Origin of the sequence: Streptomyces sp. NPDC047028, from assembly GCF_040644095.1 — a bacterium.
In the GTDB taxonomy this organism is placed as follows: Bacteria; Actinomycetota; Actinomycetes; order Streptomycetales; family Streptomycetaceae; genus Streptomyces.
The window spans coordinates 68547-83526 of the sequence record NZ_JBEYVS010000015.1; the positions used below are offsets into that span (position 1 = coordinate 68547).

Genomic DNA, 14980 nt, shown 5'->3' on the forward strand with positions numbered 1-14980 from the left:
GGCCGTTGACAGGCCGCCAGGTGGCTAGGTACCGGGTCGGGACGCCGGGCAGGCGGGTGATATTGAATCCGTACTCTTTGAACCACCTCTGTGCACTCCATGGCCGCGCGGCCAAGTCCGGCAAAGCATGATCAATCACGATAACTGACTGACCATCATCACGGAACGGAACTCAGCCGAGGCCCTGGTGGGGGAAACCGCCGTCGCCGACAGCCAAGTCCGCTGACAGTCAAGGCAATTGACGAGGTTTTGAACCAGGCTACATAAGGAAGACTGATGCCGCAATCCTTGCTGAGCGTTTCCGGCCCCAGGCGACCAGTGGGCGACTTTTCTGAGCAAACGGTCCCTTCAATCGATGAATTGGACCATTGTATAATTCATGCCCTGCGTATCGACGGTCGGGCGCCATTCAGCCGAATCGCCGAGGTTCTGGGCGTCTCCACGCAAACAGTCGCCCGTCGCTACGGACGACTGAGCAGCGAGTTGTCGCTTCGCGTTGTCGGGGTGGTGAACCCACGGCAACAGTCAGGCGGGAAGTGGATTCTGAGGCTCACGGCCAGCCCGAACAGCGCTCAGAGCGTCGCGCAGAGCCTGGCTCGGCGGAACGACACCACCTGGGTGCGGCTCGTGTCCGGGGGAAGCGAAATATGCTTCGTCACGAACTCGGCGGCGCATCATGCGCTGCTGTTCGGCGAGATCCCTCGCGTGGCCAACATCGCCGAGGTGTCGGCGCACCGCCTGCTGCACATCTATCTGGGCGGTCCCACCGCCTGGCAGGGGCACACCACCGCGCTCACCAACGAGCAGCAGGGACAACTGCGCCGAGCAGTCGACTCGTCAGATGGCGCTGACGAGCCTCCCAAGCTGCGCTCAACCCTGACGCAGGCGGACTGGCACCTGCTGGCCGCCTTGCAGAACAACGGCCGCATCAGCTACACAGACCTCGCCGCCGAGACCGGCCAGTCTTCCTCGACGATTACGCGCCGACTCGCTGCTTTGCAGGCCAGCGGCATGCTCACCTTCGACGTCGAGATCAGTGCTCAGGTATACGGCATCACCACGCAAGCCCTGCTGTGGATGTCGGTCGCCCCGGCGTACCTGAACCAGGTAGCGAGCACCTTGGTCCAACACAAGGAACTAGCCTTCCTGGCCTCCACCACCGGCCCAACCAACCTGGTGGCCCTTGTCCTGTGCAAGAGTCCCAGTGAACTGCACGACTACCTGGCCAACAGGCTCAGCGCGCTGGACTCCATCCGCATGCTCGAAACGAGTCCTGTCCAGAGGACCCTGAAAACCTGCAGTCCGTTCCTGCACAGCCGCCCCAAACGTGTCAATTCAGTCTGACGCGGGTTCGGGGACTTCCGGCCTTCAATCAGTCCAGGTTTCAGCATCGTGTACGAAATGCCGGTGACCGGGGGAATCTCACCCCCGGCTACCGCAGCGTGCGTGAGCCTCGCCTCCTCGACCAAAGGCCTGATGATGACGCGGCCTGGCCTGCGTGAAGTGCATGGTGGACAGCACGAGCCTCGTGATCGAGGAATGCCGGCGCGGACGCCCCGGGTTCTTGCACACAGCCGGCGATCACCGCCGAACCGGCACGAGGCGAAGATCGTCATCTTTCTTCGCTGAACTCCGTCGAGTTCAGCGATGGACTCGGGGGGTGACATGCAGGAACGTGCGGATTGGGGCTGGGCCGCCAGAGTCGACGTCGTGATTGATCGTGAAAACTCGAAAAATTCGCGAATAGTCGAGCTTCACGAATATTTGAGGTCAGGCGGCCGGCGTCTCGCACGTCGCGACGAGCCTGCGGTATTCCTTGGCGTCCAGGATGAGGTTCTCTTCCGATGGGTCGAACATCATGCCGTAGACGGCATGGAAACCCTGGTAGTCAAACTGGCAGAACTCCAGCGTCTGAGTGACCGGGGCGAGGTACTCCTCAAGGGTCCGTCGGGCGAGGCCGTCCGTGGCATAGGTCTCCATGGTGCTTCCGACCGTGACGGCCAGCCAAGCCTTCTTACCATGCAGCGCGGAGGGGGAGCCATCGAAGTTGAATGCGAAACCGTAGACCAGCACCGCGTCGAACCAAGCCTTGAGCAGCGAGGGCACGTTGTACCAGTAGACCGGGAACTGCAGAATGATGGTGTCGTGCTCGCGCAACAGCTGGTGCTCGCGTGCGACATCGATGTTGGAATCGGGGTAAGCCTGGTAGAGGTCGTGGACGGTGACGTTGTCCAGGTCCTTGATCTCGGCGAGCCGGGTGGCGTTGGCACGGGATTCCGTGAGGTTCGGGTGGGCGACAATGACGAGGGTGCGATTGGTGGTCACTGACTATTCCATTTCTCGTGCAGGACGCGAACCCGTGCGCGTCCTCAATGTCAACGTTGGTGAGCGGTTCGGCCCGTGTTCGGACTCACGCGTTCTTCTCGAACGCTTTGAAGGGCGATCGTGCGATCGTGCCGGAACGAGCGGCTGTGTCTCTGCAAGTAAAGGCGGTCGGTGTCCGAGCGGCGTTTATTCACGCAATATTGACGGACTCGTTCCACCGGAGGCCGTCCGGGTGGTGGATATTCACGCACACCTCAACGCCCCATGATTTCGGCAGAGTCGGCCGGCGTCGGCGGAGCAGGGCCTTGGGGCACCGCCCCGATCGCGGCCGACCGCCGGCCACCAGACAGTGCACCCTCCCAGCTCGCCTGCCGGCGTCGGTGGCCGGCAGGCCCCGCTGGTCCATTTCAGGACAACCGGCCATCTGGGGCCAGCAGCCACTCGGGACGTCACACACACTCCGGCACCTGATCAAAATACCTCGCCCTGGCAGGACCTGACCTGCCACAGAGCGCCTGACACCCCACATGAATGAAGGTCATGCGTGCGTCGATTCAGCGTCGCGATACCGCCCGTAACGCCCACACCGCACATACTGCGCGCGAATAATTGCGCCGGTTAGGAACCCCTCACGGCAGGTTCCAGAATCGCCACGCACTCCGGCCCGCAGCCGGCGTCATCGGAAAGGTGTCGCCCGGAACCACCTCCGAGAAACTGCAGGTCAGGCAGGGTCTCCCGGCCCCACAAGGGAGCCCGGGAGGATCGCGAGCGTCACGACCGACGGAAACCGACGGACGACACGCCAGGCACCATCCGACATCAGAGCGGAAGGTCGTCGGGCAGCACCCGGAACACCTTGTGCAGGCCCAATGGGCGCACAGCCCGGAAATCGCGCCGGTCGAGCGTGAGTACAGCGTCGGTGTCGTACTCGGCGGCAAGCGCCACCTTCACCGCGTCCGCGAGGTCCAGGTCCAAGTCGCGACAGCGGGCGCGCACCGACTGGGCGACGCCCAGATGGTCCTCCGTGATCTCGGGCAGAACGACACGGCCTCGTCGCACCCAATGGCGGATGTCGTCGACCGCGCCGAGCGCCGCTTCACGGCCGAGCTCGCGCGTGGCGACGTGGTCGATCTCCGCGAGCAGCAGCGGGGACATCACCAGGAGCCCAGCAGCCATGATGGCTTCGTTCGACGCTTGGTGCTCGGGGTGGGCGGAGTCGAGCGCCGCAAGCAGCCCGGAGGTGCCCGCGATGACGACGATCACGCAGCAGTCCCGGTCTCGCGGCGCACCGCATCGGCAACAGCGTCACGCACGTCCTGCTTGCCGGGGGTGCGCCCCGCTCCCCGGAAGGTGCGGGGGAAGAGAGGCTCGTCCCACACACGGTTGGCCATGGCCGCGAGATGGATGCCCTGGTGGATGATCTCTGCCTCGCTGATGCCGCGCAGCTTCGCGGCCTCTTTGATGATCGCGAGGTCTTCCGGATCGGCGTAGACGTTGGTGCGCTTCATCGACACGTACCAAGAGTGGTGTATATACCACAATGATGTATGCCTATCGCGTTCCGGCCGCTCCCCAGCGATCCATCGCGACCGGGGAGCAGACCGTCGTATCCCGTGCCGTGGTGCAGGGGCTCACCGGCCGGGGCAGCACTGTTGAGGACCACCAGAGACCACCGTCCGGACAAGCCGGAAGGTCATCGTTCCCCACGGCCGGATGAACTTCGACCGGGAGTGGGTTCCCCTATCCGACATGCCTCACTTCAAAGGCACCGAAGGCGGCCGCGTCGCCGTCCGGCTCGTGGGCTGCGGAGGAGTCATGTCCATCACCGGCGAACTGGAAGTCGCCACACAAGGCCAGTGACAGGTCGTGAACGCCATCGGCTCCGCAGACGGGCCTCGAAACGGATGGCGCCGAGGTCCGTGGAGGAGAACAGCACCGTCGCAGAGGACGGTCACCGAGGCGGCCGCGGACGGTCGTCAGGACGACTCACGAGCGACCAACTCCGTGCGGAGGATCACGTGGCGCCAGGCCACGCACGGCTCCTCCATCTCCTCGAGCAGCAGCCTGATCATGGCACGCCCCATCTCCTCCACCGGCTGACGCACTGTGGTCAGGCGCGGTTCGGTGCGCCGAGCCAACGGGAAGTCGTCGAATCCGATCACGGCGACGTCCTCCGGCACCCGCCGTCCCGCCGCGCGCAGCGCCTGCAGCGCTCCTGCCGCCGAGGTGTCCGACGCGGCCAGCACGCCGTCGACCTCAGGGTGCCGTTCGAGAAGTTCCGCCATGGCGCGGCGCCCGCCCTCCTCCGTGAAGTCGCTCTCCGCGACCAAGGACCGCGTGCCCTCCAGACCGGCCGCCTCCAGGGCATCCTGATACCCGCGCAGCCGGCACTGCGCGACGTACATGTCCAGCGGCCCCGTAATGGTGGCGATCGCCGTGCGGCCCTGTTTCAGCAGGTGCGAGACAGCACTTCGGGCCCCGCCCAGATTGTCGGCGTCCACGTAGCTGACGTACTCGTCGCCCGACCGGCGCCCCAGCAGCACGGTCGGCAACCCCGCCTCGGCAAGCATGTCCGGCAGTCGATCGCCCGCGTGCACGGACATCAGCAGGACCCCGTCGACCCGGCCGCCGCGTGCGTACTCCAGGAAGCGCTGCCGTTCGGTCTCCGAGCGGACCAGAGTCAACATCAGCTGCATCCCGGTGCCCCCCAGCGCATCGCCGAGCGAGCGGACGATCTCCGAGAAGAACGGCTCGGCGAACTGCCTCCAGTCCGGCTCCGTCAGGACGAGGGCCACGGCGTCGGCCCGCCGTCCGGCCAGGGACCGGGCCGCCAGATTGGGCACGTACCCCAGTTCCTCGATGGCACGTTGTACGGCCCGGCGTGTCGACTCCTTCACACCGGCCGCGTTGTTGATGACCCGGGAGACCGTGCCCCGCCCCACCCCGGCGTGGACGGCCACCTCTTCCAGCGTCGGCACTCCAGGGCGTCGCCTCGCCATGACCACCTCTCCCCACCCGCGAGATCACCGATCTTACGGGCCCCAGGCAGCGGGCACCCGACTTCCGATCGTGACCGGCTGTGCCCGGCGGGAAGGGAGCCGACGGAGGTGGAGGTGGTCGACGGGCCGGCTCTGGAAGAAGCCGAAGAAGCCGTACCCACCCGATTGAACACGAGTGTCAGGCGGGTGGGTACAGGGTGGACGCAAGTGCACTCGCGTCCGGCGCGCGGTTCGCCGCAGCCCGGCCGGTAGGCTCTCCGGTCTCAGGCCGCCCGTGCCGACGCCGTCAGGCGGTGGTGCAGGACGTGCCGTTCAGGGTGAAACCGGCCGGTTCGGCGAAGGCACCGTCGTAGGTGCCCTGGAACCCGAAGGAGACCTGACCGCCCGGTGCGATGGACGCGTTGTACGCCAGACCGCCGGCCGTCACCACTCCCGACGAGGGAGAGAGGGCGGCGCTCCAGGCACTCGTGATCCTCTGCCCGGCGGGCAACGTGAACGTGGCGTTCCAGCCGTCGACGGGGGAAGAACCCGCGTTGGTCACGGTGACGTCGGCGGTGAAGCCGCCCTGCCACACGTTCGTGCCGTACGTCACCTTGCACGCCGACGAGCCGCCTGAGCCACCCGCCCCTCCGGTGCTGCCACCGACGTTGACGTTCGAGGAGAACGACGACACCGCCAGTCCCGCGCCGTTCTGCCAGGGCTCGAAGCCGGCCTGAACACTCGTGAGGTACCAGTCGTCCTGGGCCAGTCCGCGGGAAACGGCCTGACGGACGAAGTCCATCACGTCGAAGTTCCAGCTGTCGATCGCCGATGGAGCGACGAAGGACAGTACGTCGTTGGAGCCGTTGTTGCCGGACCACACCTGCCACGAACGGCCGGCCACGATGGCGCTGCCGGTGGGCGAGCCGACCGGCTGCACGCCTCCCACGTGGTTGAACCAGACCATGACCTCGGTGCGGTTCACGCCGTCGGTGCGTGGTGTCGGGTCCAGCCAGATGTCGTACGCGGCGTCGTAGGCCGCACCGCTCACGTAGCTGTTGGAGATGCCCGTGGGCGCACTCGAGATCGAGCTCAGCCGGGCCGGGAGGTTGGTCCCGGGAGAGCAGTTGGTGTAGTGGCAGCCGTTGTAGACGGACGGGTAGGACTTCGGCGCGCCGTTCGTCGGGACCGAGCCGTCGGCCTGGGCGATCCTGAAGCCGGAGTCCGTGACCGTGATGCACTGGGTGGCGCTGGTGCCCCACCGGTTGTTCTGGACGACGTAACGGCCCTGGATCGTGGTCGAGCCGAATTGCTCGCAGAGGGTCGTGTCGGCGTGCGAGGCCGTAGCGGCTGTGAGAAGCGCCGCCATCGCGACGAGTGACGTCAGCAGCGCGCCGAACAGAGCGTGCGCCCTGCCCCTGTGCTTCAACTGTTGCATGCGGATCCTCCGCTGGGATGTATGGGGAACAGTGAGAGCGCGCCGCGATTGGGAGCGCTCCCAAATGGTTGCCAGCGCAGATGATCATGGCCCTGACAACTGCCGGGTCCTCTGTGCGGCTGAGGACCGCCCGGCCAGGTGACCCCGTCTCCCTGCGACGGGGTCACGTACGCGGAGCTTCAGCGGGGCTATTCGAGGAGCTCCGCGTACGAGCCCATGGCCAGCGCGATGTCCGCCTGGGCCCAGAACCGGTGATAGGTGAAGCTGGGCGCGGCGCCGCCCTTGAGGTAGTCCTCGATCTTCGACCAGGCCGGGTCGTTGTTGTAGAAGGACCGGAGCGAGGTGAACGTCGAGGAGGAGTTGATGGCGTCGCCGTTGGGCATGGCGCCGCTCCAGCCGCTCGGCACGTACACGCTGTCGCCGAAGCGGCTGTAGTCGGCGCGGGTCTCGGGGACGGCGACGCCCAGGCTGTCCTGGTAGTTGTTCCACATGCCGTCCAGCAGCGCCTTCGCGGTCGACTTCGCGGTGGTGTCCCCTGACTTCGCGCCGTAGTACGTCAGCACCTTGGCGTACGCGGCCGCCACACCGACGTCGTCGGTGTAGTCGGCGACGGTGACATGGAGCCCGCTGTTGGAGCCGGGGCTCGACGGGTTCCAGGTGTCGGGCCGGCCTGACCAGTGGAGGGTGGAGGGGATCTGATAGGTGCCGTCCGGATTGATCGTGGTCTTGGACAGCGCCCACGTCACCCACTTGTCGAGGACCGCCTTGGCCTGCGCGTTGCCCGTCTGCTGGTAGAGCTCGGCGACCCGCTCCATCGACCAGGCCTGGAAGCCGAACCACTGGTTGGACGGCGGGTCGTGATAGACGGGCTGCTCGTCGTAGTACATGCCGTAGAAGGTGGGCGTACCGGCCGGCGGGGTGGCATACCGGCCCGCCCAGCTGTTGGTCGCACCCCCCGCGATGGCACCCTCGGACGACTGCAGCCAGCGGTAGAACTCCAGCTGCCGGGTCAGCGACTTGCTCCAGTCCGCCGCGCCTGTCGCCGACTTGGGCTTCAGGTCGGCGTCGGAGCTGAGCGCGTACGCCGCGAGCGGGTTCTGATAGCCGCTGTGGGCGTAGCTGGAGCCGATGCGCCAGGCCCAGCCCCCGCTCGTGTCGTTCGAGCCGCCCCAGGCGTAGTACCAGGACAGCAGGTAGTGCGAAGCGTCCTTGCCGGTGCCGGCCGGGCAGGCCGTGGGGCCGACGCAGTTGCCGATCTTCTTGAAGTACTTGTCGTACATCGCATACCGGAGGTAGTCGCCCATCTTGGCCGCCTTGCCGACGGTCGCGGAGACGTCAGCGCCCTTGCCCTGCTGCTTGGCCCACACATCGGCCCAGTACGCCGCCTGGACGGCGCGCGCGTCGGCGTCAGGTGCGTCGGTGTACTTCCACTGTTCGGCATAGGCGGAGTCGCCGGTGAACAGGTCCAGGTAGCCGTTCTTGCCGCCGTACTTGAAGGCGTCGCAGGTCGGCTGCGGAACCGTCTCCCACACCGACTCCTGCGGACCGCGCTGGAAGGTGTTGATGTAGGAGGGCCCCTTTGCGCTCGGACCGCCCTCGCAGGTCCCGCCGGTGTCGCCGAAGCCGTAGACGTCGTCGACGTCCTCCAGCCAGTGCATGCCGTAGATGTCGTCCGTGTTGTACGTCGACTTCAGTTCACCGGCAAGCGGGTCCGAACCGACCGGCACCGACTGGTCCAGCTTGGTCGGATACTCGTTCGGCGTGTCCGCCTCCGGCGCGTAGGTCGCCGGCCTGGAGGAGTTGTAGAAGGAGTTCGTCGGCTGGTCGGCGTGGCTGGGGATCATGTACTTCTCCATCAGGGCCCACGCGCCGTTGAACTTCGACCAGTCGCCGGTGACCCTGCCGTACCTCGCCTGCAGCCACATCAGGTAGCTGTACGCTTCCGACGTGGTCTCATGGCCCTGGTCGGGAGCCTCGACGATCAGCGTCTCCACCGAGTGGTAGGGGATGCCCTCGGGTGAGAAGTAACCGTTCGCCGGGTTGGTGATCTTCCCGTAGAGGTCCAGGAACCGCGCGTCGTACGCCTTCTGCGCTGCCAGCTCCGTCACGGTGACCGTCGACTTGGAGTAGCCCGTGGCCGCCGACTCGAACGACGCCGAGCCGGTGCCCGAGGAGTCGGCGGTGACGGTCACGTCCTGGGCGGCGCTCCAGTTGGCGGGCGTGAAGGTGAGCGTCTTACCGCCTGTCACCGACAGCCCCGGGTTGCCGCCGGCACGGGCCGTCGTCACGGTCACATCGGACGAGGGCTGAGTCGACAGCTTCACCGCGTAGGTACCCGACTTGCCCTGCTGGACACCCAGTTGGGCGGGGGCGGCGACGACCGCTGGGCCCGAGGCCACCGTGATGCCGACCGGGGTCGACACCGCGGACGCGCCGAGGCTGTCGTACGCCTTCGCCACCAGCGAATGACTGCCCACGGACAAACTTGAGGCCGAGAGCGAGTTCGGAGCGCTGGTGTCGGTGCCCAGCAGGCTCGTGTCGTCGTAGAACTCCACCTTACTGATCGTCGCGCTGTCGGCCGCCGCCGCGGTCGCCGCGAGCGGCACCGCGGCGCCCTGGGTGTAGACCGCGCCCGGTTTCGGACTGGTCACCACGGCGACCGGCGGCTGGTGCGCGCCCGTGCAGGTGGTGCCGTTGACCGCGAAGCCGGTGGGAGCGGTGTTGGTGCCGTTGTAGCTGAACTGGGCACCCGTGGAGACGGCGGCACCCGCCGCGATCGTGGCGTTGTACCCGGCGTCCTTCACGCTGATCGACTGCCCGGACTGCGACCAGGTGCCGTTCCAGCCGTTGGCGAGTTTCTGGTCACCGCTGTAGGCGTACGTCAGTGTCCAGCCGTCGATCGTGTCGGTACCGCGGTTGGTGATGGTCAGGTCTGCCGTGAAACCGGAGCCCCAGTCGTTCGTCTTGTAGTCGACGCTGCATTGCACTCCCGCTGCTTGAGCGGGTGTTGAACGTACGGCGAGCGTCGACAGGGGTAGTGCCAACGCGGCTGCGACGGCGGTCCACAGCCGCCGTACGGATCTGCGCTTGCGTCCGGGATCCATCTTCCCGGTCCTCCTTGCGGAGTGCGGCTCGGTGGGGGTCAAGGCTTGAACCAGTGGGAGCGCTCCCATAGTGAGAGGCAGGGCTCATGCCGTCAAGTCGTTGAGTAGTTGAATCGAAATGACCTGCATCCGGTGAAGAAAGTTAAGCAACAACCCTGTGAAAGCAGCCCGGTTGGCGCTAGCTTCGCTGGCACCAGTGGGAGCGATTCCATCAGTCGACGCGGCCGTCACGGCGCGCCAAGCTGCAAGGAGTCGCTCATGCGACACCCCCCGCATTCCGGAGTTCTTGCCGCCGCCGGTGCGGTCGCGCTCGTCTCGGGCGCCGTCCTGCCGGTGGTCCCGGCCCAGGGAGCCGCCCCCGCGTGCACCGTGGACTACGCCGTCACCAGCCAGTGGGACGGTGGTTTCCAGGGCTCCGTGGAGATCACCTACAACCAGGCGCCCGTGAGCGGTTGGCAACTCGCCTTCGACTTCGCCGACGGCCAGAAGGTCACCCAGGGCTGGAGCGCCAAGTGGTCCCAGTCCGGCAGCACCGTGACCGCCACGAACGAGAGCTGGAACGGCGCTCTCGCCACCGGCTCGAGCATCACCGTCGGCTTCGTCGCCTCCTCGTCGGCGAGCAACACCGCGCCGACGGCGTTCAGGCTCAACGGCGCGACATGCAGCGGCGCCCCGGAGCAGACTCCGCCGCCGACGCCTCCGCCGCCGCCCGACGGCAAGGCGCCCGCGCTGCATGTCTCCCGTGCGAAGCTCGTGGGCCCTGACGGTAGGGGCCGCCGGCTGCTCGGTGTGAATCGCTCGGGCGGTGAGTTCATGTGCGTGCAGGGCCGGGGCATCTGGGACGGTCCGGTCGACGACGAGGCGGTCAAGGCGATCGCCGAATGGAAGGCGAACGCGGTCCGCATTCCGCTCAACGAGGAGTGCTGGCTGGGTCTTTCCAACGTCAAACCGGAGTACGGCGGCGGCAACTACATCAGCGCCGTCAAGGACCTGGTGGCCCGCGTCGAGGCGCATGGCATGACCCCGGTCCTCGACCTTCACTGGACGTACGGGCAGTACACGGGCAACTCGGCCGGCTGCTCCGACGTCCACGCCACCTGCCAGAAGCCGATGCCGGACAAGCAGTACAGCCCGGCGTTCTGGGCGTCGGTGGCGAGCACTTTCCAGGACGATCCGGCCCCGGTGTTCGACCTGTTCAACGAGCCCTATCCGGACCGTGCGACAAGCAGTGCCACGGACGCCTGGAAGTACTGGCGGGACGGCGGCACCTGCCCCGGGATCCCCTACCCGGTCGCCGGCATGCAGGACCTCGTGAACGCCGTGCGGAGCGCCGGTGCGAAGAACGTCGTCCTGGCCGGCGGACTGGCGTACTCCAACGACCTGAGCCAGTGGCTGACGTACAAGCCCACCGACCCGGTCGGCAATCTCGCTGCCGCCTGGCACGTCTACAACTTCAACTCCTGCTCCAACGAGAGCTGCTGGAGCTCCACCCTCGCCCCGGTCGCCGCACGAGTACGGCTCGTGGCCGGGGGGACCGGAGAGAACACCTGCTCGCACGGTTTCGTCGACCGGGTCATGAAGTGGTTCGACGACCGGGACCTGTCCTATCTGGGCTGGACCTGGAACACCTGGGACTGCTCCTCCGGGCCGTCCCTGATCTCCGCCTACGACGGCACTCCCACCGCGTACGGCACCGGGCTGCGCGACCACCTGCGCGCCCTCAACCCGTGATCATCCTCCGAATGAGAAGGAACCCGCACTCATGAGTCGCACCAACATGTCGCTGTTCGCCGCGCTGGCGGTACTCGCCGGTACCTCTGGGGCGGCGCTCCTCACGGCCCCGGCCGACGCCGCCTCGGTTCCCTGCACCGTGGACTACAAGGTGCAAAGCCAGTGGGACACCGGTTTCACCGCCGCCGTCACGATCACCAACAACGCCGCAGCCAAGTCGGGCTGGTCGCTGAAGTGGTCGTACGCTGGCAACCAGAAGGTCAACAACTACTGGAACGCGAAGATCACCCAGAGCGGCAGTGACGTCACCGCCGCCAACGAGAGCTACAACGGCACACTGGCCACCGGCGGTTCGGTCAGCTTCGGCTTCAACGGTTCCTCCAGCGGCACCGACGCTGTTCCCACCACGTTCACTCTCGACGGCGTCACCTGCAACGTCGACGGCGGTGGCTCGGGCGGCAGTACCGGTGGCGGCACCGGTGGCGGAGGGGGCGGCGGCGCGGACGGCCGGGTCGGCAACCCCTATGCAGGCGCCAGGGTGTACGTGAACCCCGAATGGTCGGCCAAGGCCGCCGCCGAGCCGGGTGGCAACCGCATCGCCAACCAGCCCACCGCCGTCTGGCTCGACCGGATCGCCGCGATCAACGGTGTCAACGGCGGCATGGGCCTGCGCGACCATCTCGACGAGGCGCTGAAGCAGAGGGGCTCCGGCGACCTCGTCGTCCAGCTGGTCATCTACGACCTGCCGGGCCGTGACTGCGCCGCCCTCGCCTCCAACGGTGAACTGGGGCCGAACGACATCGACACGTACAAGTCCCAGTACATCGACCCCATCGCCTCGATCCTCTCCGACCCGAAGTACGCGGGCCTGCGGATCTCCACCGTCATCGAGCCCGACTCGCTGCCCAACCTGGTCACCAACGCCGGCGGCACCCCCACCACAACCGACGCCTGCGTGACCATGAAGAGCAACGGCAACTACGAGAAGGGCGTCTCCTACGCCCTGGACACGCTCGGCGCCATCCCGAACGTGTACAACTACATCGACGCCGGTCACCACGGCTGGCTCGGCTGGGACAGCAACCTCGGGCCGGCCGTGCAGGAGTTCGCCAAGGTCGCCACGACCAATGGCGCGAGCCCGAACGACGTGGCCGGCTTCATCGTCAACACCGCCAACTACAGCCCCGTCAAGGAGCCGAACTTCAAGGTCACCGACACGGTGAACGGGCAGACCGTGCGCCAGTCGAAGTGGGTCGACTGGAACCAGTACGTGGACGAGCAGTCGTTCGCGCTCGGACTGCGCGACAAGCTCGTGGCGGCCGGGTTCGACTCCGGCCTCGGCATGCTGATCGACACCTCCCGTGACGGCTGGGGCGGCACGGCCCGCCCCACCGGCCCCGGCCCGATGACCTCCGTCGACGACTACGTGAACGGCAGCCGCATCGACCGGCGCATCCACGCCGGCAACTGGTGCAACCAGAGCGGCGCCGGCCTCGGCGAGCGGCCCACCGCGGCTCCCGCCGCCGGAATCGACGCCTACGTCTGGGTCAAGCCCCCGGGTGAGTCCGACGGCTCCAGCTCCGCCGTGTCCAACGACGAGGGCAAGGGATTCGACCGCATGTGCGACCCCACCTACGGCGGCAACGCCCGCAACGGCAACAACCCCACCGGCGCCCTGCCGGACGCACCGCTGGCCGGACACTGGTTCTCCGCCCAGTTCCAGCAGCTCATGCAGAACGCCTACCCGCCCCTGCCGTAGCCTTCTGAGACGGTGAGCACGCGCCGGGGCCGGTCCCTGAAGGACCGGCCCCGGCGCAGGCGTCGGGACCAACCCGGTGACCGCCGATGAGCGAGACGGACAGACTGGTGGAAGCCGATCCGGAAGAGGGAGACCGCACCCCAGCCGGCATCCCTGCACAACGCCAGGTCAGACGACACTCGGAAGAAGCCGACGGGCTTCATGTCGTCCGCTCGCGCAAACAGGTCTGGCCCGCCGGACCGCAACCTTAGGCCTCGGAGAATCCGCCGGTCAGAGGTTCTTCGCAGCGGGTTCAAGAATCGCCACGCACTCCACATGATGCGTCATCGGGAACAGGTCGAACGCCCGGAGGGTGCGGACCCGGTAGCCGCCGTCGCGGAAGTACGCCAGGTCGCGGGCGAGGGCCGCGGGGTCGCAGGCCACGTAGGCGATGCGGCGGGCGCCGAGGGCGGTGAGGTGGGCGACCGTGGTGCGGCCGGCGCCGGCCCGGGGCGGGTCGAGGACGATGAGGTCGGCCTCGGTGATGCCGGTGCGCGGGAGGACCGACTCGACCTTGCCCTGTTCGATGCGGACGCGCGGGAAGTCGGCGAGGTTGTGCCGCGCGTCCTCCACAGACCGCTTGCCGGACTCGATCCCGAGGACCGCGCCCTGCTCGCCGAGGCGGTCGGCGAGGGCGCCGGCGAAGAGGCCGACCCCGCAGTAGAGGTCGAGGGCGGTCTCGCCCTTGCGGGGCAGCAGGCCCTGCATGACGGCCGTCGCCAGGGTGTCGGCGGCCTTCGGGTGGACCTGCCAGAAGCCTCCGTTGCCGACGCGGTACGTGTGGTCGTCGGCGCGCTCGCGGACGAAGGGGCGACCGTGGACGCGGTGGACGCCGCCGTCCTTCTCGCCGACCCGGAGGACCGAGACGGGCCGGTCGAGTTCGACGAGCGGGAGGCGGGCGCCCGGGCGGGGCGTCAGGATCACCTGGCGGTCCTGCGAGCCCGTCGCTGCGATCGCCTCCACCGACTCCATGCCGGTCCAGTCGCGCTTCTCGATGCCCAGCTCGCTGACCCCGGCCGCCGCGATCATGCAGTGGTCGATCCGCTCGACCTCGTGCGAGCGGTGGCGGCGCAGCCCGGCGTGGCCCTCGGCGTCGACGGCGTACTGGACGCGGGTGCGCCACTGCGGGACCTGTCCCGCGGGCAGCTTGTCGCCCTCGGCCGGCATCACCGTGCCGTCCCAGCCGGCCTCCTCGGGGGTGAGACCCGCGAGACGCTGGAGCTGCTCGGCGATCACCTCTCCCTTGAGCCGGCGCTGGGCGCCCGGCTTGGCGTGCTGCCAGTCGCAGCCGCCACACCGGCCGGGGCCGGCGAAGGGGCAGGGGGCCTCGATGCGGTCCTTGGAGGCGTCGAGGATCTCCACCGCGTCGGCCCGCAGGAAGCGGGCACCCTCCTCGCCCTCGGTCACTCGGGCCAGCACCCGCTCCCCCGGCAGCGCGTGCCGGACGAACAGCACCTGGCCCTCGGCGGTGCGGGCGATGCAGTGGCCGCCGTGCGCCACCGGGCCGATCTCGACCTCGTACTCGTCCCCGACCAGCGACTTCTTCGGTTCTGCCTGCATGGCGGGGTGACTCCAGATCGGAAAGGGAGGGACGGGGAGCGAGGGG

10 protein-coding genes are annotated in these 14980 nt (G+C 67.6%); 3 read left to right on the forward strand and 7 right to left on the reverse strand.

The genetic code is table 11. The features are described 5' to 3' along the window. Positions 1 to 276: 276 nt before the first annotated feature. Complete coding sequence (locus ABZ854_RS15835) at positions 277 to 1344, forward strand: AsnC family transcriptional regulator (RefSeq protein ID WP_361210213.1); 1068 nt, start codon at positions 277 to 279, stop codon at positions 1342 to 1344. A 426-nt stretch (positions 1345 to 1770) separates the two neighbouring features. Here the strand turns inward: ABZ854_RS15835 and ABZ854_RS15840 are convergent, their stop codons facing one another. From ABZ854_RS15840 to ABZ854_RS15865, 6 genes are all read right to left on the reverse strand, one after another. Then, positions 1771 to 2325: an NAD(P)H-dependent oxidoreductase gene (locus tag ABZ854_RS15840; RefSeq protein ID WP_361210215.1), complete on the reverse strand. Its 555-nt coding sequence runs from the start codon at positions 2323 to 2325 to the stop codon at positions 1771 to 1773. A gap of 819 nt (positions 2326 to 3144) precedes the next feature. Further along, the gene (locus tag ABZ854_RS15845; RefSeq protein WP_361210217.1) at positions 3145 to 3588 is read right to left on the reverse strand and encodes a PIN domain-containing protein; all 444 of its coding nucleotides are present in this window, start codon (positions 3586 to 3588) and stop codon (positions 3145 to 3147) included. Continuing rightward, entirely contained in the window at positions 3585 to 3839 is a 255-nt protein-coding gene (locus ABZ854_RS15850; protein ID WP_361210220.1) for a CopG family transcriptional regulator, read from the reverse strand. The genes ABZ854_RS15845 and ABZ854_RS15850 overlap by 4 nt, the downstream gene beginning before the upstream one ends. 462 nt (positions 3840 to 4301) lie before the next feature. Beyond that, complete coding sequence (locus ABZ854_RS15855; protein WP_361210223.1) at positions 4302 to 5324, reverse strand: LacI family DNA-binding transcriptional regulator; 1023 nt, start codon at positions 5322 to 5324, stop codon at positions 4302 to 4304. Positions 5325 to 5610: 286 nt separating this feature from the next. Next, on the reverse strand, positions 5611 to 6741 hold the full coding sequence (locus ABZ854_RS15860; protein WP_361210226.1) for a cellulose binding domain-containing protein: 1131 nt from the start codon (positions 6739 to 6741) through the stop codon (positions 5611 to 5613). Between the two features lie 188 nt (positions 6742 to 6929). Then, the gene (locus tag ABZ854_RS15865) at positions 6930 to 9845 is read right to left on the reverse strand and encodes a glycoside hydrolase family 48 protein (RefSeq protein WP_361210229.1); all 2916 of its coding nucleotides are present in this window, start codon (positions 9843 to 9845) and stop codon (positions 6930 to 6932) included. A gap of 258 nt (positions 9846 to 10103) precedes the next feature. Here ABZ854_RS15865 and ABZ854_RS15870 point away from each other — a divergent pair, with 258 nt between their 5' ends. Together ABZ854_RS15870 and ABZ854_RS15875 are read left to right on the forward strand one after the other, a co-directional pair. Further along, positions 10104 to 11576 (forward strand): cellulose binding domain-containing protein, encoded by a 1473-nt coding sequence (locus ABZ854_RS15870; protein WP_361210232.1) that lies wholly within the window; start codon positions 10104 to 10106, stop codon positions 11574 to 11576. Positions 11577 to 11607: 31 nt separating this feature from the next. Beyond that, positions 11608 to 13335: a glycoside hydrolase family 6 protein gene (locus ABZ854_RS15875; RefSeq protein WP_361210235.1), complete on the forward strand. Its 1728-nt coding sequence runs from the start codon at positions 11608 to 11610 to the stop codon at positions 13333 to 13335. A 270-nt stretch (positions 13336 to 13605) separates the two neighbouring features. On the opposite strand, the gene ABZ854_RS15880 is transcribed toward ABZ854_RS15875, so the two are convergent. Further along, positions 13606 to 14934 carry a TRAM domain-containing protein gene (locus ABZ854_RS15880; protein ID WP_361210238.1) on the reverse strand — a complete coding sequence of 443 codons (1329 nt, stop codon included), beginning with the start codon at positions 14932 to 14934 and terminating at the stop codon, positions 13606 to 13608. Between the last annotated feature and the right edge of the window lie 46 nt (positions 14935 to 14980).